Below are 24,072 nucleotides of genomic sequence, written 5' to 3' on the forward strand. Positions count from 1 at the left end.
CACACCTGGGCCGCATTCGATCCGAGTCCGCGTTCGCCAGCCTCGCTGGAACCAGCCCCATCCCCGCGTCATCGGGCAACACCGTCCGGCACCGGATCAACCGGGGTGGCGACCGGCGCCTCAACCGAGCACTCCACATGGCCGTCGTCACCCGCATGCGAATGGACCCGCGAACCCGCGCCTACGTCGAGCGCCGTACCGCCGAAGGGCGCACCCTCCGGGAGATCCGTCGCTGCCTCAAGCGCTACCTCGCCCGCGACATCTACCGCCGCCTCAACACCGCCGCTCAGAATGAGCTCACCGGGGCTTGACAGACATAGGAGATTCAACGGACGGCTCGAACACCTGCGCGGCTCCGCACTCGGGTTCCGCAACCTGACCAACTACATCGCCCGAAGCCTGCTCGAGACCGGCGGCTTCAGACCCCAACTCCTACACCCCCGATTGGGATGAGCCGCCAACCTGGCCATGAGCCTATGCCGGGCGCCTTGGAACGCGGAGCGGGGACAGTGACGGCACTGGTGGAGCGGCTGATCCACCGACGGGGCACGCCGGTGGACGCCTCGACCCTGGAGCTCGCCGCGGTGAAGCTGCGACCTCAGGATTTCGTCTTCCTGGTGCTCGTGGGCTCGGTGGTGGGGTTCGCGCTCGGCCTGCTGCTCAGCGGAGTGCTGCTCGCCATCTTGCTCGCCGCAGTGGTGCCGCTGGGCGCGAAGATCCTGCTGGGGCTGCGGATCTCCAAACGCCAGAAACAGTTCGCCGACCAGCTCGACGATTCGCTGCAGCTCATGGCCTCGAACCTGCGCGCCGGGCACAGCCTGCCGAAGGCGCTGTCCTCGGTTGCGAGAGAAGCGGAGAGCCCCACCTCAGATGAATTTGTGCGGATTGTCAACGAGACTCGGGTGGGACGCGACCTCGGTGTCGCGCTGGACATGACCGCCGCTCGAATGGCGAACGAGGACTTCTCCTGGATCACCCAGGCGATCGCGATCAACCGCGAGGTCGGCGGAAACCTCGCCGAGGTGCTCGACGGCGTGGCCAACACCATCCGTCAGCGCAACGAGATCCGCCGCCAGGTGGCTACGCTCAGCGCCGAGGGTCGACTCTCGGCACTGATCCTGATGGTGCTTCCCTTCGGGCTCGCGGGATTCCTGCTGATGAGCAACCCCGGGTATCTCGCCCCCTTCACCGAGACCACGCTCGGCTACGGCCTGATGATCCTCGCCGTGGTGATGCTCACCATCGGGGGACTGTGGTTGCGCAAAGTTGTGGAGATCAAGTTTTGAACCCGGCGACGACACCGGTGGTTCTTGCCGCGACCTGCGCCGCGTTCGCAGTGGGGATGGCGGTCTGGCTCATCTGGACCGCGCTGGATCCCACTCGACGCCGGGTCCGCGAGAACCTGCGCCGCGCGGGCGTCACCTTGGTCGCGAGCGCGGACGGTGAGGGTCAGCGTGATCCCGGCTTCTCGCTCGCCTCGCTGGCCAGAAGAACAACGCCTCCAGCCATCGTGAAGACTCTGGACAGACAGCACGCCCTGGCCGGACGCCCCGCCGCATGGACGGTGGAGAAGCTCCTGGCGCTGAAGCTGGTGTGGCTCGTGGCGGCCATAGTGGTCAGCACGCTCATTCTCTTATCGGGGCCGCCCCCGCTCTTGGTGCTGATGACGTTGGGCGTCTCAGTGGTGGGCTATTTCCTTCCGGAGCTGCTGCTCAACAGCGAGGGGACCAAGCGCAACCAGCAGATCGAGCTCGAGCTCGCCGACACCCTGGACCAGATGATGATCGCGCTGGAAGCCGGGTTGGGATTCGACTCTGCGATGGCGCGCGCGGCGCAGAACGGCAAAGGGCCGCTGGCCAATGAGCTGGTCCGCACGCTGCAGGACATCCAGATGGGCAACTCGCGCCGGCAGGCCTTTGAAGCCCTGACTGTCCGCACCACGGTCGTGGATCTTCGCCGTTTCGTCCGTGCCGTGATCCAGGCGGACGCCTATAGGGTCTCGATCGCCGGTGTGCTGCGGACCCAGGCGGATGAGATGCGGCTCAAGCGGCGCCAGCGCGCGGAGGAGAAGGCTCAGAAGATCCCGGTGAAGGTCCTGGCACCGCTGATGCTGTTCATCCTGCCGGTGATCTTCATCGTGGTCATGGGGCCAGCCGCGATCAACATCGTCGACTCCTTCAGTGGCATGTGATGAGTGAACCCTTCGTGATCCCACTGGCGACGGCGCTGTTCGCCGCACTCCTGGGCTGGCAGCTCACTCCCGTCCTGCGCCCCTTCCTCGAAGGCGATTCCGAGAAAGTCGGAGCCCTCCTGCGGGTGCCCGTCGCGGCGCTGGCCGCCCTGTCGGGACTTGGGGCCGCGAACCTAGCACAGAGCGCCGCCGAGCTGGTGGCCTTCGCCGCCGTCGGAACCGGATGCTCGCTATTGGTCGTGATCGATCTGATGGTGCGTCGGCTGCCCGACGTTCTGGTCGCAGGGACGACTGTCGCCCTGCTGGCTCCCCTTGCGGTGGCAGCAGCCATGTCAGATGAATGGTCTGCGTTCGGCCGGAGTCTGTTCGCCGCCGTCGTCCTTCTCCTCGGGTATTTCCTGCTGGCGCTGATCGCTCCTGCGGGGCTGGGGCTGGGCGACGTGAAGTTCGCTTTTCTGATCGGCGGGTTCCTGGGCTGGTTCGGTTGGTCTCACGTGGCAGTCGGCACGGTGCTGGGATTCGTCATCAATGGGGCCATCGCGCTCATGGTGCTGCTGAGTAGGCGTGGTAGTAGAGACACGCAGATTCCTTTTGGGCCGTCCATGGTGCTTGGCACGATCTGCGCGTTGGTGTTCCTGCGGTGACTGCAAAGACCGACGTCTCGCAGCCGTTTGTGACGGAGTGCGGACCAGAGGAGTACTGGTGACACTCGGTCAATAGCCCGTCATTTCGAACCACGCAGAATTGTGACACAGGCTTTCGGACTGCGATTTCTCGGTATCACTGCACCTCAGGTCGTACCTGGTGATTCTTGCGGGGCCTGGTGACAAGAGTTGGCTTGTGGATCTTAGGTTCGCCCCGTAATCTCAGCAATAAGTGACCCAGATCTCCCGTTTCGAAAAGAGTGAAGAATCTGTTGGGCCTTATGCGAACGACTAGGTTCGATCGGCAACAATTGAATTCCTTTCTGGGGGAAAAATGAATAAGACGACCGGCTCGGCTCGCTCTGCGTCAGCAGCCCAGCGGCCTCACTTCACCGCACAGGCGAGGCTGCTCTTGGCAGTCTTGCTGGCCTCGTTCTTGGCGATGGCAGTCACCTTGTCCTATTCATCAGTCGCGTCGGCGGTGACCACACCGGGTGTGGGGCTGGGAACCGCCGGGTCGTATTCCGTACTTGGTGGACAGACTGTCACCAACACGGGGACCACCACCCTCAGTGGAGCGCTCGGTGTGAGCCCCGGAACAGCCGTGACCGGTTTCACCGCTGAGCAGGAGAACGCCGCGAACGTGGGCGGCGCCGCCGCTCAGCCCCAGGCTGATGCCAGCACCGCCTATGGCGTCCTGGCGGCGCAGGAATCGGACGCGGATCTCACTGGCCAGGACCTCGGGGGTCTTTCCCTCGTGGGAGGCGTCTACTCAGCCTCGAGCTCCATGGCGCTGACGGGAACGCTTACCCTCGATGGCGGAGTCGAGGACGGAGGCGTCTCCGATTCCGTCTTCATCTTCCAGGCTGGTTCCACCTTGAACGCGGCTACGGGAAGCGATGTCGTGCTCACCGGAGGCGCTCAGGCCTGCAACGTCTATTGGCAGGTGGGAAGCTCCGCGACGCTGGGCACAGGATCCAACTTTGTGGGGACGATCATCTCGTTGGCCTCGATCTCGGTTCAGACCAACGCGACGGTGCAGGGCCGGGCACTTGCACTCTCGGCAGGATCGGTGACCTTGGACAGCAACGTCTTCACGGACGCGAGTTGTGCCGCGGCTCCGCCGACTGACACCGGATCGCCGACCCCGACCCCTGATGCCGGGTCACCGACCCCGACCCCCACCGAGTCCTTGGTACCGACCGAGGTCCCCACCGAGTCGGAGTCACCTGAGGCGAATCCGACAGAGTCGCGGGGCGGTCCAGATTCCCGCACTGGCTCGGATACACCGGACGGCTCGGATTCCCCACCGGATCTGGCGTTCCAGCAGGATCCGACAGCGACTCAGGCGAAGCTGTCGCTGATCAGTCAGATCTCCCGGCCACCGGGCCCGGCGCGCTGACCAGCGTACTGGTCGGGCTGAGCGCGCTCCTGCTCCTGGGTGGCGCCGCGCTGCTGATCATCCGGCACCAGCGGTCACACTCGACCGACTAGTTCAACCCCGGACCTGACGCCTGGTCCAGGCAGCAGAAGGGCCCGATCTCGGAACCCGGTGGATGCAATCACCAGGGGCCAAGATCGGGCCCTTCTACGTGTCCTGCGATGCGGCCTCAGCCCCTGCGCAGAGTCAGGATGAGGAGAACGCCGCATCGAAGGCGGCATCCGAGGGTTCAAACGCGTTGGCCCGCACAAACTCCAGAGCCTGGGGTGCTCCGACCAAACGGTCCATGCCGGCGTCCTCCCATTCGACCGAGAGCGGACCGGTGTAGCCGATGGCGTTGAGCATCCGGAAGGCATCCTCCCACGGCACGTCTCCGCGTCCGGTGGAGATGAAGTCCCAGCCGCGTCGCGGATCGGCCCAGGCCAGATGCGAGGACAGCCTTCCGTTGCGCCCGTTGAGCCGCTTCTTCGTGTCCTTGCAGTGCACGTGATAGATCCGGTCCTGGTAGTCCCAGAGGAACGCCACCGAATCCAGGTCCTGCCACACCATGTGGGACGGATCCCAGTTCAGCCCGAAGGCCGATCGATGTCCGATGGCTTCAAGCGTGTGCTGGGTCGTCCAGTAGTCATAGGCGATCTCGGAGGGATGCACCTCGTGGGCGAACCTCACCCCCACCTCGTCGAAGACGTCGAGGATCGGGTTCCACCGGTCGGCGAAGTCTCGATACCCGGCCTCCACCAGCTCCTCGGAGGCGGGAGGGAACATCGCCACGTACTTCCAGATGGCAGAGCCGGTGAAGCCTGTCACGGTCTTGACCCCCAGGCGGGCGGCGGCCCGCGCGGTGTACTTCATCTCCTCAGCCGCCCGCTGCCGCACCCCCTCCGGGTCTCCGTCACCCCAGATGTGATCGGGCAGGATGTCCCGGTGGCGGGCGTCGATCGGGTCGTCACAGACGGCCTGGCCGCGCAGATGATTCGCGATCGTGTAGACCTTCAGTCCGTTCTTCTCCAAGATGTCCAGGCGGTCCTTCACATAGGCATCGTCCTCCGCCGCCCGCCGTGGGTCTAGGTGATCCCCCCAGCAGGCGATCTCCAGGCCGTCGTAGCCCCATTCGCCGGCGAGCCGGGCGACCTCCTCGAAGGGCAGGTCGGCCCATTGTCCGGTGAACAGCGTGACTGGTCGTGCCATGGTCTTCAGCTCCGTTCCTGATCGTGGATCTCGGTCCATTGGTGGGATGCCCCGCTCGAGTGTTGGATCGCCTCCAGCACCCGCTGCACGTGGAGTCCGTCCTCGAAGGAGGGCCGCGGGTCCTCCCCGGCGGCGATCCCACGCACCAGATCCACCACCTGATGGGTGAACCCATGTTCGTAGCCCAGCCCGTGGCCTGGCGGCCACCAGGACTCGAGATACGGGTGCTCCGGTTCGGTGGCCAGGATCCGGGTGAATCCCGAAGTCCGCGCCGGTTGAGTCGCATCGTAGTAGTGCAGGACGTTCATGTCTTCGAAATCGAAGCTGACCGCCCCCCGAGATCCTGAGATCTCGATGCGCAGCGCATTCTTCCGACCCCATGCGAAGCGCGAGGCCTCCAGGATCACCGGGGCTCCCGAGGTCAGCCGGGCGGTGACCAGCGCGGCGTCGTCCACCGTCACCGGACCCATCCCGACGGCGCCGGGCTCCTCGACCGCGGTGCCGAGACCGCCGCCGAGTCCACCCCCGCTGCCACCGATGCCCCCCGCCGCGACGGCGACCTTGGCGGCGAGCGGACGTTCCGCGACGATGGTGTCGAGCATCCCGGAGACCCCGGCGAAGCGCTGACCGGTGAGGAAGTAGGTCAGATCCACGATGTGGGCTCCGATGTCTCCCAGCGCCCCGGATCCCGCCCGGGTCTTGTCCAGCCGCCAGGACAGCGGTGCGGTCTCATCGCCGAGCCAGTCCTGCAGGTACTGGGCACGCACCTGTCGCACCTCACCGATCCGACCTTCGGCAATGAGCTCCTGCGCCAGCTTCAGTGCCGGCACCCGGCGGTAGGTGAAGCCCACCATCGCGTGGACGCCCTGGGCTCGGGCACGGTGGGCGGTGTCGTTCATCCGCTGCGCCTCCGCGACCGAGTTGGCCATCGGCTTCTCCACCAACACGTGCTTGCCGGCTGCCAGTGCCGCCTCGGCGATTTCCGCGTGGGTGTCGCCCGGGGTGCAGATGTCGATCAGATCGACATCCTTGCGCTCGAGCACCCGACGCCAATCGGTGGCGGATTCGACCCAGCCCAGCCGCTGCGCGGCCTGTTTGCTCCGCTGCGCGTCACGACCGACCAGCACCCGCATCCGCGGCTCCATCGGAAGGTCGAAGAACCGCGAGGCGGACCGCCAGGCCTGAGAGTGGACCCGGCCCATAAAGGCGTGTCCGATCATGGCCACGCCCAGACGTGGCTTCTCCAGTTCAGCCATGGCCGCGGCTCAGGACTCGAAGGCGTCGGGCAGGTACTGGTCCACGTTCTCTTCAGTGACCACCGGGGCGTAGAGCTGGATCTCGCGAGGAACGTCGCTCTGCACCAGGTCTCCCATGGCGCGACCCTGGGCGAGTAGCCGGGCCAGGCGGACACCGTCAGCGGCCTGGGAGGCCGGATACACGACCGTCGCCTCCACCACGGAATCCCCGGACTCGATCTCCCGCATCATGTTCGCCGAACCGGCACCGCCGACCATGAAGAACTCGTCACGCCCGGCGTTCTCGATGGCGGCGAGGACACCGACGCCCTGATCGTCGTCGTGGTTCCAGATGGCATCGATCTCCGGTGCTGCCTGCAGCAGGTTCGCGGCGGCACTCTCCCCTCCGGCGACCGTGAAGTCGGCCGCGACGCGGTTGTCGACCTCGAGGCCGCAGTCGCTGAGGGCCTGTTCGAAGCCTTCACTGCGATCCTGGGTGAGCGGCAGCGAGTCGATGCCGGCGATCTCGGCGACGACGGCATCTTCCTGGTCGCCGAGCTGTTCACAGATGTAGTTGCCTGCGGAGACGCCCATCCCGTAGTTGTCGCCGAGGATCGTGGTGCGTGCCGCGAAGGGGCTGGAGAATTCGCGGTCGACGTTGACCACGGGGATGCCGGCCTCCATCGCCTCGGTGGCGATCTCGGTCAGGGCCGCGCCGTCGAAGGGAAGGACCACGATCGCATCCACCCCGTCATTGATGAACTGTTCGATGTGGCTGATCTGCTCGTTGACATCATCAGTGCCTTCCGAGACCCGCAGATCGATGTCCTCGAAATCCTCGCCCTGGGCCTGGGCACCCTCCGTGATGGCGCCGATCCATCCGTGGCCGGCGGCGGGGCCGGAGAATCCGATGACGACCTCTTCGCCAGGTTCGGCGTTGTCACCGGCTGGCTCGGCGGCGGCCGCTGATCCGGCGTCGTCCTCGGACTCGACCTCCTCGGGGTCATTGGAGAGACAGCCGCTCACCAGCAGGGTGGCTGAGATGAGCGCGGCGGCCGAGAGATAGCGGGGGGTGAAGCGAGACATGGTTCCTCCTGGTGAGAGTTGATCAAGCGGTGCGGAGTGATTGCGGTAGGCGGGTGGTGGGCTGTCTCTATCTGGTCCGGTGCGCCGAGAAGCGCTGCTGCAGCAGGACTGCGGCGACGATGATGGCGCCGCTGACCACTGCCTGGACCGACGAATCGAGGTTGTTCTGGACGAAGACGTTGGTGAGCACGGCGAAGACCAGGACGCCGAGCACGGTGCCGAAGATGGTGCCGCGTCCACCGGCCAGCAGCGTGCCGCCGATGACGACGGCGGCGATCGCGTCCAGCTCGTAGAGGTAGCCGTGGGTGGAGGAGCCTGATGTGGTGCGGCTGATCATCATGACTGCCGCGATGCCGGCACAGAGACCGGCGAGGGTGTAGACCATCACCAGGTGACGATTGACCTTGATGCCGGCCAGCCGGGCGGCCTCGGCGTTTCCACCGACCGCGATCGTGCGCCGTCCGAAGGTGGTCCGGTTCAGCACGAACCAGCCGGCTGCCGCGACGATCAGGAACATCCAGACGATGATCGAGATGCCAAGGAAGTCCCCGCGGAAGACGTCGTTGAACTCCTGCACATTGACGATCTGGGTCTGCCGCCCGGAGATCAGCTCCGCGAAGCCTCGGGCAGCGACGAGCATCGCAAGCGTCGCGATGAACGGCACGACTTTTCCGTAGGCGATGATCACCCCGTTGATCACTCCTGCGGCGGCTCCGACGGCCAGCGCGGTGAAGAACATCACCGACCAGTGGATGTCTGTGGCCATGGCCTGGGTCCCCAGCGTGGTCGCCCAGATCGTGGCCAGTCCCATCACGGAGCCGACCGAGAGGTCGATGCCACCGGAGGTGATCACGAAGGTCACCCCGATGCTGATCACGCCGATCACAGCCGCCTGCTGCAGGATGACCATCAGGTTCGCCACACTGAGGAAGCGGTCGCCGCCGGTGATCACGCCCAATGCGATCAACGCCCCGAGGGCGAGGACCAGACCCAGGCTGTGTCCGAGGCTGAGCTTCGACCCCGCGACGGCCTTGGTGGACTTGTCCTCGACCGGGCTGAGGTCCCGACGCGGGGTCTCTTCATCGGCAGGGATTCCGGCGGGGGAGCCGGTTGCTGTCGTCTCACTCATCGGTGAGCTCCTTCCATCACAAGATCAAGCACCTGGTGTTCGTCCATGTCCTTGGATGCTCCGGTGTGGACCACCCTGCCGTCGGCGACGACGAGGACTCGATCGGCGAGCCCCAGGACCTCCTCGATCTCGCTCGAGACCATCAGCACTGCCGTGCCCTGCCGACTGAGCTCCCTGACCAGCCCGTAGATCTCTGCCCGGGCTCCGACGTCGACGCCGCGGGTGGGCTCATCCAGCAGCAGCACCTCGCATCCATGCACCAGCCAGCGGGCGAGCATCGCCTTCTGCTGGTTTCCGCCCGAAAGTGTGCGGATGTTGCGCTGGACGTCGGCGGGGGAGAGGTGCAGCGCCTCGGCCTGCTCGCGCGCCGCTGCGCGCTCTGCGCGTTCGTTGAGCAGGCCCGATCGGGCGAAGCGCGCAAAGGTGGAGAGGGTGATGTTGCGATAGATCGGCTCGTCCAGCAGCAGCCCCTGGCTCTTGCGCTCCTCGGGGGCGAGTCCGACCCCATGGCTGACCGCATCGGCGATGGAGCCGCGGCGCAGCTTCTTGCCCTTCACCCGGACCTCGCCGGCGGTGGCTCGGCGAGCTCCGTAGATGGTCTCGAGGATCTCCGAGCGGCCCGCACCCACCAGACCAGCCAGGCCGACGACCTCGCCGGGGCTGACCTCGAAGGACACCGGATCGAAGACTCCCTCGATGCTGAGTCCATCAACCTCCAGCAGCGGCTGGTCGCTGGTCGGCCCGACGGCGGTGCCGCCGAAGTCGGAGATGACCTCGTGGCCGGTCATCAGGGAGATGAGCTCTCGGGTCGGAGTGTCTTCGACCTCGAGGCTGGTGGCCACGGTGCGTCCGTCCTTGAGCACCGTGATCCGGTCCCCGATCCGCCGAATCTCTTCGAGACGATGCGAGATGTAGACCACAGCGACGCCCTGGTCCCGCAGCGCTCGCACGACGCGGAAGAGGTTCTCCACCTCTTCGGGGTCCAGGACCGCGGAGGGTTCGTCCATGATGATCAGCTGCGCATCATGGGAGAGCGCGCGCGCCATCGAGACGATCTGTTTCCCGGCCGCCGGTAGGCGTCCGACCTCGCGCTGGGCGGGGATCTCGGGGTGCCCCAGGCGGCGGAGCAGATCGCGGGTGCGCTCCAGGGCGGTGCCTCGGCGCAGCACGCCTCCGGAGCTGAGTTCATGGCCGAGGAAGATGTTCTCCGCGACGCTGAGCCCGTCGACGACGTCGAGCTCCTGGTACATCGTGGAGATGCCCAGGCGCAGCGCGGCCATCGTCGTCGGGATGGTGACCTCCTCGCCCTTCCAGAGGATCTCGCCCTTGGTGGGCTGGTGGGCTCCGGAGAGCACCTTGATCAGAGTTGATTTGCCGGCGCCGTTCTGACCCAGCAGGCAATGGACCTCACCGGCGCGAATCTGAAGATCGACGCCGTCGAGGGCCTTCGCGCCGGGGAAGTGTTTGATGATTCCTCGCATCCGGAGGAGCTCGGATCCACCATTTTGTGTGACCATGCTCACAATTTAGGCGGTACTTCTGTCGAGTGTCAATCAAAAGTCGACGGTCAGTTTGAAAACTTTCGGACTCTCAGTGACTGAAGCAGGGGTGGTTTACTTATCCCATGGCCTACGTCACCGTGATCGATGAGCAGAACAGCGCGGCCGCCGGCCCGGCAGCTAACGCCCTCCCCAACAGCGCGGGAGCACTGTTCCAGCTGCTGCGGGACGGGACCCCGCGGACTCGGTCTGACCTGACCGCGATGACGGGATTCGCCCGATCCACCATCTCCGCCCGGGTGGAGGAGCTTCTGGACTCCTCGCTGATCCGACCCGCGGGGGAGAACTCCTCCACCGGCGGCCGGCCGCCGAGCACCTTCAGCTTCAACCCCGATGCCCGGTCGGTGCTGGCCGTGGACCTGGGCGGCACCCATGCGCGGATCGCCGTGACGGATCTGGCTGCCCGGGTCCTGGCGGAGAAGGAGCAGGAGCTCGACATCACCCGCGGCCCGGTGGCCGTGCTCGATGCGGTGGGAGCGATCGCCATGGAGCTGCTGCAGGAGGCGGGCCGCAGCCCGGAGGACCTGCTGGGCGTCGGGGTGGGCGTGCCGGGCCCGGTGGAGTTCGCCACCGGCCGGCCGATGAGCCCGCCCATCATGCCCGGCTGGGACCACTTCGACATCCCCGGACATCTGCGCCAGTGGTTCCCGGGCCCGATCATGGTGGACAACGACGTCAACGCCATGGCCCTGGGGGAGCATGCGGTGACCTACCCCGGCGTCGCGAACATGATGTTCGTCAAGGTCGCCACCGGCATCGGCTCTGGCATCATCAGCGACGGCCGGCTGCAGCACGGCGCTCAGGGAGCAGCCGGGGACCTCGGCCACATCGCGACCCCCGACGGCGACACCACCCCGTGCACCTGCGGGAACTCCGGCTGTCTGGAGGCGGTGGCCTCGGGGCCGGCGATCGCGGCGCAGCTGCGCGAAAGCGGCTTCGACGTGCCGCATCATGCAGCGATGCTGGAGCTGGTGCGTTCTGGTGACTTGGAAGCGCTGCGCACCGTGCGTCAGGCGGGGCGGCAGGTCGGCTCGGTGCTGGCCGGCTGCGTGAACCTGCTCAACCCTTCGGTCATCGTGATCGGCGGAGTGGTCTCCACCGCAGGGGAGCATTTCCTCGCCGGCATCCGCGAGGCGGTCTACTCCCGCTCGCTGCCGCTGGCCACCCAGCATCTGCGCATCGTGGCCACCCAGACCAAGGCGCGCGCCGGGGTGCTCGGCGCCTCGACGCTGGTCACCGGTCACGGGCTCTCGATCGAGAACGTGAACCGGCTGATCGGCTGAGACTGACGCTGGAGAGATCAGGCGTCAGCTGCTCGGGTCGATGATCAGCACTCCGCCGATCAGGATGCTCAGGCCGAGCACCACGTTCACACTGAGCTCTGCTCATATCGGCGACGCCGGGCGAGCACGACGAGCCACAGGTTCAGTGCGACCGCCACAAGCACGGTCAGTCCGAAGAGCACATAGCTGGAGGTGGTCGTCTCTGCAGAGTTCCAGATGTTGACGAACTGCCACATCGCAGCTGCGGAAGACAGGAACGAAGCGATGGTCACGAGGATGTATGTGACCTTGGGGCTGCTCATGATTGCGCTCCTGATTCTGCACGCTTGTGTTCTTTGTGGTCTTGCGACTCGTCGCGCCGGGCGCGCTGGGCCTGGGCGCGCCGCAGCGCCAGAACCAGGGCGGTGCCCAGCATCACCAGGGCAAGGCCCCAGCCGAGTGTCGCTGTGTAGTCCGGCGCCTGCGGAATGGCCGAGAGCACGATGCCGATCGGGGCGAAGAACAACAGTCCATTGATGACGTTGTTGCGGCTTACCATGTGTTCAACCTCATCGTCGGGGGTAAAAGTGATCCGAGTCTCCAGACTATCGGAACACCGGTGACCCTCAGGAAACCTCATGTCAGGGGTTGACGGACGTAGGGAGAGTCGATCTAGTGGAGATATGGAGCTGCTGCTGCTGACCATTTCACTGATCATCGGGTCGACATTGTTCACGATGTCATTCCGAATGCTCAGCCAGGCCAACCCCAGCGAGCGCATTCCGCAGGTCTGGGGTCGTCCCACGCGCCACCCGGGCAGGATCTACGCGACCCGCGTGGCGGCCCTCACCTTCCTGTTCCTGGCCGTCTCTGGACTGAGCGGGTCGATCGGCTATTTCAGCGTGCTGCTGTTCGTGCTGGGCTGCCTTCCGGCGTGTGCGTTGAACATCGCGCACAACCGTCGAGTCGCACGAGGCCAGCACGGTCGCCCGGCAGAACAGCCAGCGTGAGCTGTGCGTCTGCCGCACCTCACACCCCGAACGCGGCACCGACCCGGCGCTGCAGCCGCGCCCACTGGTCGGCGGGATCCAGCTGCGGGGAGAGCGTGTGAAGCTGCACTGCGGACGGCGGCAGGACCGGGCCCTCGGCGGTGTTGTCCGCAGACTCACCGTCCGCGGTGACCACTTGTTGGACCATGGATCCGGGCATCAGGTTCATCATCACCAGGGCGAGCTGGCGGGCGTGACCAGGTTCTAGTGCGAAGGGCGCGACCACCACGCTGGGATCGACGTCGACCGGGCGGGAGAGCACCCGACGGGCCACATCCACCCCGCCGAGCACCGACTGCCCCAGGAACCAGCCGAGCAGCACGATCGAGGACCTGATCCGGCGCGGCAATTTACGCTGGGAGCTCCGTGACGAGGGTGGAAGCAGCACCAGGCTCAGCGCCGTGGCCAGTGCCACCGAGACCACCCCGTAGATCGCGTAGTCCGCGCCACCCCCGGAGAGCGCCCACCAGAGCAGTCCCAGGACGACGCCGCGCAGCACTGCTGCCAGCACCAGGGCACTCATAGGATCCTCCCTGCCACGAGCATCGTGATCACCGTGACCACGCTCAGCAGCATAACCAGCGTCAGCCCGGTGGATTCCCAGCCGCCCAGGCGGGCCTCCACCCAGGAGACTCCGTGCCGGCCGCGCTCCGCCGCGGCGGAGAAGAAGCTGCCCCACCGCTCCGCCGCCGAGCTGGTGAATCCATGCGCAGCATCCAGGGCCGTGCCTCCGCCGGACCCGACCCGGCGCAGCAGCGACTCCTCCGCCACCAGCAGGTCCCCGGGGGGAATCGCAGCCTTCTCGCTGCTGCTCAGCCGTGCCGGCAGCCACCCGCAGCGGGCAGCACCCCAGGCCAGCCCCGCAAGGAGGATGCCGAGCAGGATCGGCCAGGTCGCGTCCCACAGGGTGCTCGGCTCCCAGCTGGGCATGGCGACGCCTTCGGCCTGCACCGGATCGGTCACCCACCGGGCGCCGATCACCCAGGGCACCAGGATCCCCGCCGCGCAGACGCCCAGCCAGGAGAACAGCTCCCCATCGGCTCGACGGCGCGGGTCACGGTCTGCCGCCCAGATGACTGCCGCGAAGCGCAGCAGCAGCAGCGTAGAACCGGTCGCGATGAGCGGGAGCAGCTGATCGAGCCCCACTCCGAGCACCTCGATCCCGCTCACCGCCTCCTTGGACACGTACTTGCCGAAGGCGCCCGAGGTCAGCGGGGCGCCGGCCACGGCCAGACCTGCGCCGAGCATCCCGAGCAGCACCAGGCTCCCAGTCCGGCCCCGGGCGTAATGCTTGACCACCGGCACGCCCAGGAACAGGGCGCCCTTGGCCAGACCATGGTGGACCGCGTAGATCACCGCCGCCGCCGACGTCGCCGCCTGCAAGTCCGGGACCATCAGGCCCACTGCGACCAGTGCGGTGATGAACCCCATCTGCGAGATGGTCGAATAGGCCAGGACCACCTTCGGGTCGTGCTGGAGCACCCCGAGGACGACGGCGGCGAAGGCGCCGGTCAGCGCGAGGGCCAGCAGCACAGCCCCGGCGGTCTCGCCGTCGGGCAGGAAGCGCAGCCAACCGATCAGCCCCGCCTTGACCATGGCCCCGGAGAGCACCGCCGAGGCGGCCGGCGGCGCGGCAGGATGCGCCAGCGGCAGCCATACATGCAGCGGCACCGTGCCCGCCTTGACCCCGAAACCGAAGATGAGCAGCCCCTGGATCAGACCGGTGTGCGCGGTCCCTGCGGCGTCCGCAGAGTCGGTGAGCAGGAACCCGCCGGCGGAGGTGACCAGGATCAGCGCCGCCAGGATCGCGGTCTCGGACAGCACCGACATCACCAGGTAGACCCGGGTGGCACGCCGCGCGGCAGGGGTGCGGTAGTGGATCACCAGTCCGGCCGCCGAGAAGCTCATCAAGGCGAAGGCCAGGTAGAAGCTGGCGGCGTCGGCGGCGAGGTAGGTGCCGATGTTGCCGGTGAAGCTGAGCAGCAGGAACGCCGAGAGCGCACCCGAGCCGCGCTCGGCGTCGCGCAGCTTGATCCAGCTGATCGCCAGCAGCGCGGCCCCGTAGAGCAGCGCCGCGATCAGCAGCAGCGGCCTGGCGTAGAGATCCACCCCGAAGTGCGCACCGAAGAGCAGCCAGGGCACCTCCAGGGCGGCGGGGTCGGAACCGGGCTCCGCCAGCAGTGCGAGCAGCACCGCGGGAGCCACGGCCAGCGGCGCGAACAGGGTCAGCCGGCGACGCAGCGTGAAGGCCTGACCCGGAGGCAGCAGCCCGGCCAGCCCGAGCGCCAGCACGAGGACCAGCGGGGTCAGCAGGGACAGTGGGATCAGCAGCGATGGTGAGAACAGCGATAGTGACGACAGCGCTGGAGTGGCGAGCATCAGCCCAGCACCCCCTCGGCGATGAAACGGGCGATCTGCAGCGGGGCGAAGGCCAGGGAGGCGGCGATCCCGACGAAGAGGGTCAGCCCGGCGGTGATCAACGCCGGAGCCAGCAGGCTCTTCGGCTCTTTGACACGCAGCGGATCGGCCGAGTCGGCGTCGCCGCTGACCAGCGTCTCCGGGGCCACCTCATCGGCATCGACGAACCATAGCGCGTAGACCACGGGCAGGAAATAGGCGGCGTTGAGCAGCGAAGAACCGACCAGCACCCACAGCACCCAGGGGTGTTCCGAGGCGAGCGCCCCGGTGCCGAGCTGCCATTTGGAGATGAACCCTGCGGTGGGCGGCAGCCCGATCATCCCGAAGGCGCCCACGGTGAACGCGGCCGAGGTCAGCGGCATCCGGCGTCCCGCTCCGCGGAGCTGGCTCACCGTATGGGCCCGGATCACCTCGGCGAAGAGTCCCGCGCAGAAGAACAGCGTCACCTTCATGAGTCCCTGGTGCACCAGATGCACGATCCCGCCGCTGGTGGCGAGCACGTTGACCATCGCGACTCCGAGCACCACGTAGCTGACCTGCGAGATCGTGGAATAGGCGAGTCGCTTCTTGATCTCCTGCTGACGCAGCGCCTGATAGGAGCCGTAGAGGATGGTGAAGGCCGCGAGGATCAGCAGCGGGGTCAGCACTCCCAGCTCCGCGGCGGCCTCCACTCCGAAGACGTCGTGGAGCACCCGCACGATCCCGAACACGCCGGCCTTGACCACCGCCACGGCGTGCAGCAGCGCCGAGACCGGAGCCGGAGCGACCATCGCCAGCGGCAGCCAGCCGTGCAGCGGGAACAGCGCCGCCTTGACTCCGAGACCGCCCACGAGCAGCACGAAGATCAGCAGCGCCGGCACCGGGTTCGCGCGCACCAGCTCGCTGACGCCCTCGGCGCCGCCGTCGGCGAAGTCCACCGGACCCACATACATGGTCAGCCAGACCACCCCGATGAGCACGGCGAGTCCGCCGCCGAGCGCATAGCGCAGGTAGATCCGAGCGGCCCGCAGCGAAGCGGGGGTGCCCCAGTGCGCCACCAGAGGATAGGTCACCACGGTGAGCAGCTCATAGAACACCAGGAAGGTGATCAGGTTCCCGGAGAAGGAGATGCCCACGGTGGCGGTGACGCACAGGCTGAAGAACCCGAAGAACCTGCTCTTGTTCTTCGACCCGCGCAGGTAGCCGAGCGCATAGATGGTGGTCAGCAGCCACAGCAGCGCGGAGAGCCCGGCGAAGAACAGGGCCAGCGGATCCACCCGCAGGACCAGATCGATGCCCGGCAGGAAGGGGGCGGAGAACTCGGGCCGGGCGCCGTCGGCCACCACCGCCGGGACCAGGGCGATGATCAGCAGCACCTTGGCCACCGCGGCGGTCAGGTTGATCCCGGCGCGCAGCTTCACGCTGTTCTCGGGCAGCGGGAAGATCGCGACGGCAGCGGTCAGCGACAGCAGCACCATCACCACCGGGATGGCGGGCAGCAGCTCCGCCGGGATCTGCTCGAGCCAGGTCACCATGGGGCGCCCACCTCCAGGACTCCGGTGAGCCAGGCCCCGAGGAATCCGGTGAGCACGGTCAGCAGGCCCAGCACGAAGGGCGCCAGCTGGGCCTTGCCCGTCAGGGCGCGGTCATCCGGGTGGGTCTGCGCCTGCGGCAGGGTCAGCGCGGTCTGATCGTCCTCGCTCATCACCAGCAGCGGGGCCACCGCCTTGAGCAGGTAGGCGGCGCTGAACAGCGTCCCGGCGACCAGGACCACCAGGATCCAGTAGTGTCCGGCGGCGACGGCGGAGGTGGCCAGCAGCCACTTCCCGGTGAACCCCAGGGACAGCGGCAGCCCGATCAGGCCCACCGCGCTGAGTCCCATGCTCATCACCAGCATCGGGTGCGCCCGGCCGGCCCCGCGCAGCTCGTCGATCTCATCGGTGCCATAGAGATCCTTGAGGTGCCCGGCGGCCAGGAAGAGGCTGGCCTTGGCCAGACCGTGTCCCAGGGCCAGTGCCACGGTCCCGCCCAGAGCGCCCGCCAGCACGGCACCGTCCTCAAGGGTGGTGCCGGTCTGGCCCTCCAGCGCGGTGGTCTCCGGGTCCAGCAGCAGCGGCAGCAGCAGGAACCAATAACCGGCCTGCGCCACCGTCGAATACGCGATCAGCGGCTTGAGCCGGCTCTGCCGCAGCGCCATCACCGAACCCACCAGGATCGCGACGGCACCCATCCCGGCGAGCACCCAGGCCAGGATGACCAGTTCCGGGAGCGGGCCGGCGACCCACAGCCAGACGCGCAGCAGCACGAACAGCGCCGCCTTGATGACCAGCGCGGAGAGCAGCGGCGAGACCGCGCTGGGCGCTGAGGAGTGCGCCGGGATCAGCCACCGGTGCAGCGGCACCAGGGCGACCTTCAGCGCCAGTCCCAGGCTGATCAGGCACAGCGCGAGCACGACGGCGGCCAGGTCGGCGTCGTGCGAAGCGGCGAGCTCCGCGATGACCTCACCCGAGGCGATGATGTCCAGGGTGCCGGTCACCGAGTAGATCAGCGCGACCCCGATCAGGAACAGCAGCGAGCCCAGCACCGCGATGAACAGGTAGCGCAGAGCGGCGGGCCAGGCGTCGCGACCGCCCAGGGCGACCAGTGCGACGGCGGTCAGCCCCACCAGCTCCAGGCCCACATAGGTGTTGAACAGGTCGCCCGAGACGAACACCGCATTGAGCCCGGACCAGCAGCCCAGCCACAGCGGCCAGAACCCCGCGTGGCCCGCCCGCCAGACCGGGGAGGGGTCGGCGTGGACGACCGAGCGCGCCTCCCGGTGAGCGGTCGCTTCCGCACCGATGCCGGCGTCGGCGGGGTGGCTCCGGCGCCGCTGTTCGGCAGCCGGGACCAGCCGCTTTCCGGTGGCGGCGGGCCGCGCGGCGGCGTAGCAGCTGACCACCGCGCCGACGATCGCGGTCATCGCCAGGAACAGGGCGGAGAGGCCGTCGGCGCGCAGGGTGATGCCCAGCGGGGACTCGAAGCCGCCCAGAGCGAGCTCCAGGGTCTGCCCCGAGGTCACCTGGATCAGGATCGGGGTGACGAGGCCGAGCACCGTCACCGAGGTGATCACGCCCATGACCCGGCGCGCAGCCGTGCCCAGCAGCACGCTCAGCGCGCTGGCCAGCAGCGGGAGCAGCACCACGGCGGCCAGGCAGAACAGGGTGAGACTCATCGGTGCGGTCATTCCCGGTCCCCCGCGTCCCCGGAGCGTTCCGGGTCGTGGACGTCGTCGAGGGTGTGGGCGCGCTCCGCGTCCTGGGCACCCTCGATCCGGCGGATCAGCACCGCACCCAGTCCGGTGAAGGCCACCGTGATCACCAGCCCGGTGATCACCAGCGCCGAGAGCACCGGATCGATCCCTGACCCGGCAGCCTCTGTCCCGCCGGTCGCGTCTCCAGACTCCGCCGTCCGGGCCGCCAGGGCGAGGATGATCATCAGCGAGCCGATGCCGGTGACGTTGAGCGCGATCAGCCGGGCGAGAAGGTCTCGGGTGAGCAGCATCCGCACCAGCCCGATCACCGCGATCGCGGTGCCCACCAGCAGGTACCACTGCATCTGGGTCAGCTCCACCGCGCCCATGCTCAGGGCCCACTGCGCGAGCATCATGAGCCGGCCGCCCGCCGCACCGGGTTCCCCGAGCGGGGGTTCGCCAGGTTCGGGTTCTCCGAACGGGGATTCTCCAGGCTCAGGTAGATCGCATAGAGTCCGGCCGCGATCCCCAGGGTCAGCAGGACCTCCACGGCGAGCAGCACCGGGAAGGAGAAGGGCGCATCCAGATGCACCAGGGCGGCCAGGATGAAGACGACGACGCCGGCCACCAGCGCTCGCCGCAGCCAGCCTACGGTGAGCCGCTCCAGCGGCACGTGGGCGCTGCGCAGCAGGATCAGCACCGCGCAGAGCACCGCTCCGGATTGGAACGCCCCGCCGGAGTCGGTGCTGCCGGCGAAGAGCAGCCACAGCCCGACCAGGAACAACACCGGAGCGGTCACCCGGATCAGCCAGTGCAGGCTCGACGGGATCGCCGGCTGTGGGCTCAGCGCCGCCGAGAGCCCGGCGCGGGATCCCACGTCACCCTGGCCCAGCGCGAGCACCGCGACGCCGGTGAGCATCAGCACCGCGGACTCCAGCAGCGTGTCGTAGAAGCGGAAGACCAGCAGGACTCCGGTGATCTCATGCTCCACCCCGGTCAGGTCCATGTCGGCGGTGAGCGCGGCATCCCAGGCGGGCAGCGACTGCTCGGCTCGCAGCCAGACCGCCGCGGCGACGACGATCAGCGCGATGGCGCTGAGGGTGCCCACCACCGGGCGCAGCCAGGGCCACTTCGGGGCGGCGGCAGCATCGGGTGCGGGCTGGGCCGGTGAGCTCACCGAGACCCACACCAGCAGCGCGGCGAGGATCCCGCCGCCGATCCCGGCCTCGGCCAGCGCCACATCCACGCTGCCCAGCCGGAGCCAGGCCAGCGTGGTCAGCACGCCCAGGCCGAGCAGGCCCATGGACTGCGCGAACCGCGACCCGGGAAGGACGGTGCACAGCACCGAGGCGAGCAATCCGATCCCCAGCACCAGGTCGGCCCAGGGCACGCCGCCGATCATGACCGGGTCTCCGGCGATTCGGGTTCAGCTGGCTCGGCTGGCTCAGGCTCAGCGTCGAGCCCGCCGAGCACATGCGCCGAGATCGAGGCCGCGCCCAAGGCCAGCACCCAGGTCAGTGCCAGCACCACGGCGCCGGTCCAGCTGCCCAGCAGCAGCGCGATGCCGGTGAGCACCAGTCCGAGGCCCAGATTGTCGGCCTTGGTCAGCGCGTGCAGCCGGCTGCGAAGATCCGGGAAGCGGATCAGGCCCAGGGTTCCCACGGTGAAGAAGAAGGTCCCGGCCAGGATCAGGGCCAGCGCCACCACCTGGCTGAGCTCGCTCATGCCGGCCCCTCTGCGGCCGAACGGTGCCGGGCCAGCCCCGCGCGCACCGCCGCAGCGACCGCCGCCGTCCCGGTGAGGACCAGGGCCACATCGAGGTACCGAGAGCTGTCCTCGGACAGCGCGGCGAGCACCGCGGCCAGTGCCGCACCGGTGGTGCCGGTCAGCAGGACCACCAGCAGCCAGTTGCCGGCCAGCCCGCGGCGCGCGAACACCGCCAGTGCAAAGACGTAGTTGGCGAGCAGCACTGCGAAGACGCCCAGCAGCACCGCTTCGATCATCGCCGCTCCTCATTCGCCGGGCAGTCGTCGCTCACCCGGATCGTGTCGTCGTCTCATCAGTCTTCGTCCACGTCAGTCCTCGGGCTGCGCGGTCGACCCCACCAGCCTAGCGATCCGCGCCCGACTGTCAGGACATACACTGAGCACCTGTGATCTGTCTCTCACTTCGAGCAGGTTCACGTGGAGTTCACCCGTTGTCATCCTCTCCGTCGGTGACGTGGCTAACATGAGGTGAGTAATTACTGGAAGGAACCTGGATGAGCCCTGCTGTGCAGACTGAGCTGGAGCGGAAGCGTGTCCGTGCGCACCGGCGACGGCAATCGAAGAACTGGTCGCTGTTCCTGCTCTTCGCCGGCCCGAACATCCTGTTGATCCTTGCGTTCATCTACTACCCGCTGTTCTCCAACATGTACTACTCCACCCTGGACTGGCGGCTGGGCTCCTCCACCGCCACCCAGATCGGGCTGGAGAACTACGTGGCGTTCTTCACCTCGGACTCCGGACTGGAGGTCTGGCGGGTCACCGGCATCTTCACCGCAGGCGCGGTCCTGGGCTCGATGATCCTGGGACTGCTGATCGCGCTGGTGCTGAACAAGAAGATCCCGGGCAAGACCGCGGCCCGCACCGCGGTGTTCTCCCCCTATGTGCTCTCCGGCGTCGGGGTCGCGATGGTGTGGAACTTCATCTTCGACCCCACCCGCGGCGGCCTCTCGCACATCCTGGGCTTCTTCGGGATCAGCTCCCCGGAGTGGTACCTCAACGAGGACTGGTCGCTGTTCATGGTGATCATCGTCTACGTCTGGAAGAACCTCGGCTACTGCGCGGTGGTCTTCCTCGCCGGGCTGCAGTCCATCCCGAAGGACCTGATCGAGGCCGCCACCATCGACCGTGCCGGCCCGATCCGCCGCTTCGTCTCGGTCACGCTGCCGCTGCTGACCCCCACGGTGTTCTTCCTGCTGGTCACCAACATCCTCTTCTCGATGACCAACGCCTTCGACATCCTGCGCACCATGACCCCGACCGGTCACGGCACGAACACCATCATCTTCGAGATCTATCTGCAGTCCTTCGGCGCCTATCAGCGGGCCGGCTACTCCGCGGCCATCGCCGTGGTGCTCTTCTTCACCCTGTTCTTCATCACCGCTGTCCAGCTGCGCTTCGTCGAGCGGAAGGTGCACTACTCATGAGCCTCACCCGATCGCGACCTCCCAAGGACGACGCGCAGCGCCGCGGCATCGCCCCGGAGAAGAAGCCGAAGCTGACCAAGGCCGAGCGCAAGCAGATGCGCCGCGGCGGCTGGCTGGATGCGTTCAGCCGGCAGAACCTGGCAGACACCCTGCTGACCGGGTACCTGCCGATCATCGTGGCGCTGATCGTCATCGTGCTGCCGCTGGCCTGGATGGTCTCCTCCAGCTTCAAGCCGCCCAGCGAGATCGTCACGCTGAACCCCACGCTGCTGCCCCAGGACCCCACGGCAGGGAACTACAGCTCCGTCGTGGACCGGGTGCCGCTGCTGACCATGTTCGGCAACAGCATCTACGTGACCGTGGTCGGCTCCAGCATCAAGGTGCTGCTCGCGGTCACCACCGCCTACGCGCTGGTCTTCATCAAGGTCCCCGGCCGGAACTTCATCTTCCTGGGCATCCTGGTGGCGCTGATGGTCCCGCCCGAGGTCTCGATGCTGCCGAACTACCTGACCATCACCGGGCTCGGCGGCCGCGACACCCTCTGGGGCATCATCCTGCCCGGGCTGGGCACCGCCTTCGGCACCTTCCTGCTGCGCCAGCACTTCATGGCGCTGCCCAAGGAGATGTTCGAGGCCGCCGAGCTCGACGGCGCCGGACACTTCCGCAAGCTCTTCCAGATCGCGGCACCGGTGTCGATCCCGGCCATCGCGACCGTCGGACTGGTCACCGTGGTCAACGAGTGGAACAGCTTCCTGTGGCCGCTGGTGATCACCGGCAGCGCCGAGAAGATGACCCTGCCGGTGGGCCTGAACCTGCTGCAGTCGGTCGAGACCCAGGCCGGCAGCTACGGGATCCTGATGGCCGGCGCCGTCATCGTGATCGCCCCGATGCTCGTGATCTTCGCCGCGCTGCAGAAGTACATCGTGGCCGGACTGACCCAGGGGTCAGTGAAATGACCCCCGCCGCCAAGCGACGCGCCGGGCCGCCGCGCGGCACCTAGACCTCCCTGTATCGAACCCGAATCATTCACCGCACCACAAGGAGCACCTGATGAAAAAGCTGAACAGCAGGACGACGACGGGCGTGGCAGCCCTGAGCATCGCCGTACTCGCGCTGAGCGCCTGCGGCCCCGACACCTCCGGCGAGGAGCAGGAGGCCGGCGACGGTGTGGACTGGGCCGAGGTCGAGCCCGCCGAGGAGATCGTCTTCTGGTCCAACCACCCCGGCGGGTCGGTGGATCAGGAGGAAGAGCTGATCGCCGCCTTCACCGAGGAGACCGGCATCGAGGTGACCCTGGAGAACTCCGGCGCCACCTACGAGGAGACCTCCCAGGGCTTCCAGACCTCCCAGGGCACCGGCGCGACCCCCGACGTCGTCGTCCTCTCGGATGCGACCTGGTTCCCGAACTACCTCAACGATTCGCTGCTGGCGGTCGATGAGGTGCTGGAGGCCGCTGAGATCGAGACCGACGGCTACGTCGAGGCCCTCTACGAGGACTACGTCTACGAGGACGCCCACTACGGCGTGCCGTATGCGCGCTCCACCCCGATCTTCTACTACAACGCCGACCACTATGAGGAGGCCGGCATCGAGGCTCCCCCCGAGACCTGGGAAGAGGTCGGTGAGATCTCCCAGCAGCTGATGGAGGCCGAGACCGCGAACTCGGCGTTCTCCTTCCCGCCCCAGGAGGAGTACCCCGCCTGGTGGATGCAGAACCTGATCTGGGGCTACGGGGGCTCCTGGTCTGAGGAATGGGACTTCTCCCCGGTCGCCTCCGAGCAGACCGTGGAAGCCATCGAGTTCGCGCAGGACGCGACCGATGACTGGGCCTCTGTGTCCTCCGGCGACCCGGCCGATGACTTCGGCTCCGGCGCCACCAGCCAGATCGTGCAGTCCACCGGCTCGCTCGGCGGCATCCTGGACACCGCCGACTTCGAGGTGGGCGTGGCCTTCCTCCCCGGCGGTCCCGAGTCCGAGGGTGAGACCCCCACCGGCGGTGCAGGCCTGATGATCTCCGCCGACTCCGAGCCCGAGGAGCAGCTGGCAGCCGCGATGTTCATCGGCTTCTTGACCAACACCGAGAACACCGCGATGTTCTCCGAGGCCACCGGCTACATGCCGGTCCAGCAGGACGCGGACATGTCCGCCGTCTACGAGGAGACCCCGCAGTTCGAGGTCGCCGTCGACCAGCTGGAGCGCGCCCGCTCGCAGGACAACGCTCGCGTCTTCCTCCCCGGCGGTGACCTGGAGCTCTCGCAGACCCTGCAGGAGATCCTGACCAACGACGTGGACGTGGCCGAAGAGATGGAGTCCGTGCAGTCCTCCCTCGAGGAGCTCTACGAGCGCGATCTGGCCTCCGAGCTCGAGTAAGCACCGCAGCATATGAGTCACAGCAGCACCTGAACCGCAGCACCGCAACGCACGGAGCCGCCGCTCGATCCCACCAGGTCGGGCGGCGGCTCGGTGCGT

Annotated in this window: 25 protein-coding genes; 10 read left to right on the forward strand and 15 right to left on the reverse strand. The window is 67.4% G+C overall.

Annotated elements, in window-relative coordinates; genetic code table 11:
- From BCL67_RS03840 to BCL67_RS03860, 5 genes are all read left to right on the forward strand, one after another.
- The coding region (locus BCL67_RS03840) for a transposase (protein ID WP_146131069.1) at nucleotides 1-311 on the forward strand (311 nt) is incomplete at its 5' end.
- 138 nt (nucleotides 312-449) lie between these two features.
- Nucleotides 450-1,286 carry a type II secretion system F family protein gene (locus BCL67_RS03845; RefSeq protein ID WP_106122149.1) on the forward strand — a complete coding sequence of 279 codons (837 nt, stop codon included), beginning with the start codon at nucleotides 450-452 and terminating at the stop codon, nucleotides 1,284-1,286.
- On the forward strand, nucleotides 1,283-2,191 hold the full coding sequence (locus tag BCL67_RS03850; protein ID WP_258174741.1) for a type II secretion system F family protein: 909 nt from the start codon (nucleotides 1,283-1,285) through the stop codon (nucleotides 2,189-2,191). The genes BCL67_RS03845 and BCL67_RS03850 overlap by 4 nt, the downstream gene beginning before the upstream one ends.
- Nucleotides 2,191-2,835 (forward strand): prepilin peptidase, encoded by a 645-nt coding sequence (locus BCL67_RS03855; RefSeq protein WP_106122341.1) that lies wholly within the window; start codon nucleotides 2,191-2,193, stop codon nucleotides 2,833-2,835. Before BCL67_RS03850 ends, BCL67_RS03855 begins: the two co-directional genes overlap by 1 nt.
- Nucleotides 2,836-3,277: 442 nt before the next feature.
- Complete coding sequence (locus tag BCL67_RS03860; protein ID WP_258174742.1) at nucleotides 3,278-4,237, forward strand: ice-binding family protein; 960 nt, start codon at nucleotides 3,278-3,280, stop codon at nucleotides 4,235-4,237.
- Between the two features lie 225 nt (nucleotides 4,238-4,462).
- Here the strand turns inward: BCL67_RS03860 and BCL67_RS03865 are convergent, their stop codons facing one another.
- The 5 genes from BCL67_RS03865 to BCL67_RS03885 all read right to left on the reverse strand — a co-directional run bounded on the left by BCL67_RS03865 (nucleotide 4,463) and on the right by BCL67_RS03885 (nucleotide 10,431).
- Complete coding sequence (locus BCL67_RS03865) at nucleotides 4,463-5,464, reverse strand: sugar phosphate isomerase/epimerase family protein (RefSeq protein ID WP_106122151.1); 1,002 nt, start codon at nucleotides 5,462-5,464, stop codon at nucleotides 4,463-4,465.
- Nucleotides 5,465-5,469: 5 nt separating this feature from the next.
- Nucleotides 5,470-6,720: a Gfo/Idh/MocA family protein gene (locus BCL67_RS03870; protein ID WP_106122152.1), complete on the reverse strand. Its 1,251-nt coding sequence runs from the start codon at nucleotides 6,718-6,720 to the stop codon at nucleotides 5,470-5,472.
- 9 nt (nucleotides 6,721-6,729) lie between these two features.
- A complete protein-coding gene (locus BCL67_RS03875) occupies nucleotides 6,730-7,785 on the reverse strand; it encodes a substrate-binding domain-containing protein (RefSeq protein ID WP_106122153.1) in 1,056 nt (351 codons plus the stop codon).
- A 67-nt stretch (nucleotides 7,786-7,852) separates the two neighbouring features.
- Entirely contained in the window at nucleotides 7,853-8,914 is a 1,062-nt protein-coding gene (locus BCL67_RS03880) for an ABC transporter permease (protein WP_106122154.1), read from the reverse strand.
- Nucleotides 8,911-10,431 carry a sugar ABC transporter ATP-binding protein gene (locus BCL67_RS03885; RefSeq protein ID WP_219886395.1) on the reverse strand — a complete coding sequence of 507 codons (1,521 nt, stop codon included), beginning with the start codon at nucleotides 10,429-10,431 and terminating at the stop codon, nucleotides 8,911-8,913. The genes BCL67_RS03880 and BCL67_RS03885 overlap by 4 nt, the downstream gene beginning before the upstream one ends.
- A gap of 107 nt (nucleotides 10,432-10,538) precedes the next feature.
- Between BCL67_RS03885 and BCL67_RS03890 the strand changes: the two genes are divergently transcribed.
- Entirely contained in the window at nucleotides 10,539-11,756 is a 1,218-nt protein-coding gene (locus BCL67_RS03890; RefSeq protein ID WP_106122156.1) for an ROK family protein, read from the forward strand.
- A gap of 86 nt (nucleotides 11,757-11,842) precedes the next feature.
- Here BCL67_RS03890 and BCL67_RS03895 read toward each other — a convergent pair whose 3' ends face one another.
- Nucleotides 11,843-12,058 carry a hypothetical protein gene (locus BCL67_RS03895; RefSeq protein WP_106122157.1) on the reverse strand — a complete coding sequence of 72 codons (216 nt, stop codon included), beginning with the start codon at nucleotides 12,056-12,058 and terminating at the stop codon, nucleotides 11,843-11,845.
- Nucleotides 12,055-12,294, reverse strand: a complete 240-nt coding sequence (locus tag BCL67_RS03900; RefSeq protein ID WP_106122158.1) for a hypothetical protein — start codon at nucleotides 12,292-12,294, stop codon at nucleotides 12,055-12,057. The genes BCL67_RS03895 and BCL67_RS03900 overlap by 4 nt, the downstream gene beginning before the upstream one ends.
- 124 nt (nucleotides 12,295-12,418) lie before the next feature.
- Between BCL67_RS03900 and BCL67_RS03905 the strand changes: the two genes are divergently transcribed.
- Complete coding sequence (locus tag BCL67_RS03905) at nucleotides 12,419-12,745, forward strand: hypothetical protein (RefSeq protein ID WP_106122159.1); 327 nt, start codon at nucleotides 12,419-12,421, stop codon at nucleotides 12,743-12,745.
- A gap of 19 nt (nucleotides 12,746-12,764) precedes the next feature.
- On the opposite strand, the gene BCL67_RS03910 is transcribed toward BCL67_RS03905, so the two are convergent.
- From BCL67_RS03910 to BCL67_RS03945, 8 genes are read right to left on the reverse strand one after another with little or no spacing between them, the layout of a single operon-like run.
- Complete coding sequence (locus BCL67_RS03910; protein WP_106122160.1) at nucleotides 12,765-13,307, reverse strand: Na+/H+ antiporter subunit E; 543 nt, start codon at nucleotides 13,305-13,307, stop codon at nucleotides 12,765-12,767.
- Nucleotides 13,304-15,163: a proton-conducting transporter transmembrane domain-containing protein gene (locus BCL67_RS03915; RefSeq protein ID WP_219886397.1), complete on the reverse strand. Its 1,860-nt coding sequence runs from the start codon at nucleotides 15,161-15,163 to the stop codon at nucleotides 13,304-13,306. The genes BCL67_RS03910 and BCL67_RS03915 overlap by 4 nt, the downstream gene beginning before the upstream one ends.
- Nucleotides 15,163-16,716, reverse strand: coding sequence for a complex I subunit 5 family protein (locus BCL67_RS03920; protein WP_106122161.1), 1,554 nt, complete (start codon nucleotides 16,714-16,716; stop codon nucleotides 15,163-15,165). Before BCL67_RS03920 ends, BCL67_RS03915 begins: the two co-directional genes overlap by 1 nt.
- The gene (locus tag BCL67_RS03925) at nucleotides 16,710-18,395 is read right to left on the reverse strand and encodes a complex I subunit 5 family protein (protein WP_106122162.1); all 1,686 of its coding nucleotides are present in this window, start codon (nucleotides 18,393-18,395) and stop codon (nucleotides 16,710-16,712) included. Before BCL67_RS03925 ends, BCL67_RS03920 begins: the two co-directional genes overlap by 7 nt.
- An 8-nt stretch (nucleotides 18,396-18,403) precedes the next feature.
- Entirely contained in the window at nucleotides 18,404-18,829 is a 426-nt protein-coding gene (locus BCL67_RS03930) for an NADH-quinone oxidoreductase subunit K (protein ID WP_258174743.1), read from the reverse strand.
- Nucleotides 18,826-19,815, reverse strand: coding sequence for an MnhB domain-containing protein (locus BCL67_RS03935; RefSeq protein WP_106122163.1), 990 nt, complete (start codon nucleotides 19,813-19,815; stop codon nucleotides 18,826-18,828). Before BCL67_RS03935 ends, BCL67_RS03930 begins: the two co-directional genes overlap by 4 nt.
- Complete coding sequence (locus BCL67_RS03940; protein ID WP_106122164.1) at nucleotides 19,812-20,138, reverse strand: cation:proton antiporter; 327 nt, start codon at nucleotides 20,136-20,138, stop codon at nucleotides 19,812-19,814. The genes BCL67_RS03935 and BCL67_RS03940 overlap by 4 nt, the downstream gene beginning before the upstream one ends.
- Complete coding sequence (locus BCL67_RS03945) at nucleotides 20,135-20,416, reverse strand: hypothetical protein (protein ID WP_106122165.1); 282 nt, start codon at nucleotides 20,414-20,416, stop codon at nucleotides 20,135-20,137. The genes BCL67_RS03940 and BCL67_RS03945 overlap by 4 nt, the downstream gene beginning before the upstream one ends.
- A gap of 257 nt (nucleotides 20,417-20,673) precedes the next feature.
- Between BCL67_RS03945 and BCL67_RS03950 the strand changes: the two genes are divergently transcribed.
- From BCL67_RS03950 to BCL67_RS03960, 3 genes are all read left to right on the forward strand, one after another.
- Nucleotides 20,674-21,603, forward strand: coding sequence for a carbohydrate ABC transporter permease (locus tag BCL67_RS03950; RefSeq protein WP_106122166.1), 930 nt, complete (start codon nucleotides 20,674-20,676; stop codon nucleotides 21,601-21,603).
- 95 nt (nucleotides 21,604-21,698) lie between these two features.
- Nucleotides 21,699-22,559, forward strand: a complete 861-nt coding sequence (locus BCL67_RS03955; RefSeq protein WP_106122344.1) for a carbohydrate ABC transporter permease — start codon at nucleotides 21,699-21,701, stop codon at nucleotides 22,557-22,559.
- Nucleotides 22,560-22,653: 94 nt separating this feature from the next.
- A complete protein-coding gene (locus BCL67_RS03960) occupies nucleotides 22,654-23,973 on the forward strand; it encodes an ABC transporter substrate-binding protein (RefSeq protein WP_106122167.1) in 1,320 nt (439 codons plus the stop codon).
- Nucleotides 23,974-24,072 lie beyond the last annotated feature (99 nt).

The sequence above is a fragment of the Nesterenkonia sandarakina genome, assembly GCF_003003175.1.
Taxonomy (GTDB): Bacteria; Actinomycetota; Actinomycetes; order Actinomycetales; family Micrococcaceae; genus Nesterenkonia; species Nesterenkonia sandarakina_A.

What these genes read in the sequence shown, in the direction of transcription:
- BCL67_RS03955 (WP_106122344.1), top strand. Translation starts at nt 21,699, where the DNA reads ATGCGCCGCGGCGGCTGGCTGGATGCGTTCAGCCGGCAGAACCTGGCA.
- BCL67_RS03845 (WP_106122149.1), top strand. Translation starts at nt 450, where the DNA reads ATGAGCCGCCAACCTGGCCATGAGCCTATGCCGGGCGCCTTGGAACGC.
- BCL67_RS03855 (WP_106122341.1), top strand. Translation starts at nt 2,191, where the DNA reads ATGAGTGAACCCTTCGTGATCCCACTGGCGACGGCGCTGTTCGCCGCA.
- BCL67_RS03875 (WP_106122153.1), bottom strand. Translation starts at nt 7,785, where the DNA reads ATGTCTCGCTTCACCCCCCGCTATCTCTCGGCCGCCGCGCTCATCTCA.
- BCL67_RS03960 (WP_106122167.1), top strand. Translation starts at nt 22,654, where the DNA reads ATGAAAAAGCTGAACAGCAGGACGACGACGGGCGTGGCAGCCCTGAGC.
- BCL67_RS03900 (WP_106122158.1), bottom strand. Translation starts at nt 12,294, where the DNA reads ATGGTAAGCCGCAACAACGTCATCAATGGACTGTTGTTCTTCGCCCCG.
- BCL67_RS03890 (WP_106122156.1), top strand. Translation starts at nt 10,539, where the DNA reads ATGGCCTACGTCACCGTGATCGATGAGCAGAACAGCGCGGCCGCCGGC.
- BCL67_RS03880 (WP_106122154.1), bottom strand. Translation starts at nt 8,914, where the DNA reads ATGAGTGAGACGACAGCAACCGGCTCCCCCGCCGGAATCCCTGCCGAT.
- BCL67_RS03950 (WP_106122166.1), top strand. Translation starts at nt 20,674, where the DNA reads ATGAGCCCTGCTGTGCAGACTGAGCTGGAGCGGAAGCGTGTCCGTGCG.
- BCL67_RS03860 (WP_258174742.1), top strand. Translation starts at nt 3,278, where the DNA reads ATGGCAGTCACCTTGTCCTATTCATCAGTCGCGTCGGCGGTGACCACA.
- BCL67_RS03930 (WP_258174743.1), bottom strand. Translation starts at nt 18,829, where the DNA reads ATGATGCTCGCGCAGTGGGCCCTGAGCATGGGCGCGGTGGAGCTGACC.
- BCL67_RS03915 (WP_219886397.1), bottom strand. Translation starts at nt 15,163, where the DNA reads ATGCTCGCCACTCCAGCGCTGTCGTCACTATCGCTGTTCTCACCATCG.
- BCL67_RS03935 (WP_106122163.1), bottom strand. Translation starts at nt 19,815, where the DNA reads ATGATCGGCGGCGTGCCCTGGGCCGACCTGGTGCTGGGGATCGGATTG.
- BCL67_RS03920 (WP_106122161.1), bottom strand. Translation starts at nt 16,716, where the DNA reads ATGGTGACCTGGCTCGAGCAGATCCCGGCGGAGCTGCTGCCCGCCATC.
- BCL67_RS03895 (WP_106122157.1), bottom strand. Translation starts at nt 12,058, where the DNA reads ATGAGCAGCCCCAAGGTCACATACATCCTCGTGACCATCGCTTCGTTC.
- BCL67_RS03925 (WP_106122162.1), bottom strand. Translation starts at nt 18,395, where the DNA reads ATGAGTCTCACCCTGTTCTGCCTGGCCGCCGTGGTGCTGCTCCCGCTG.
- BCL67_RS03910 (WP_106122160.1), bottom strand. Translation starts at nt 13,307, where the DNA reads ATGAGTGCCCTGGTGCTGGCAGCAGTGCTGCGCGGCGTCGTCCTGGGA.
- BCL67_RS03905 (WP_106122159.1), top strand. Translation starts at nt 12,419, where the DNA reads ATGGAGCTGCTGCTGCTGACCATTTCACTGATCATCGGGTCGACATTG.
- BCL67_RS03865 (WP_106122151.1), bottom strand. Translation starts at nt 5,464, where the DNA reads ATGGCACGACCAGTCACGCTGTTCACCGGACAATGGGCCGACCTGCCC.
- BCL67_RS03885 (WP_219886395.1), bottom strand. Translation starts at nt 10,431, where the DNA reads ATGGTCACACAAAATGGTGGATCCGAGCTCCTCCGGATGCGAGGAATC.
- BCL67_RS03945 (WP_106122165.1), bottom strand. Translation starts at nt 20,416, where the DNA reads ATGATCGAAGCGGTGCTGCTGGGCGTCTTCGCAGTGCTGCTCGCCAAC.
- BCL67_RS03940 (WP_106122164.1), bottom strand. Translation starts at nt 20,138, where the DNA reads ATGAGCGAGCTCAGCCAGGTGGTGGCGCTGGCCCTGATCCTGGCCGGG.
- BCL67_RS03870 (WP_106122152.1), bottom strand. Translation starts at nt 6,720, where the DNA reads ATGGCTGAACTGGAGAAGCCACGTCTGGGCGTGGCCATGATCGGACAC.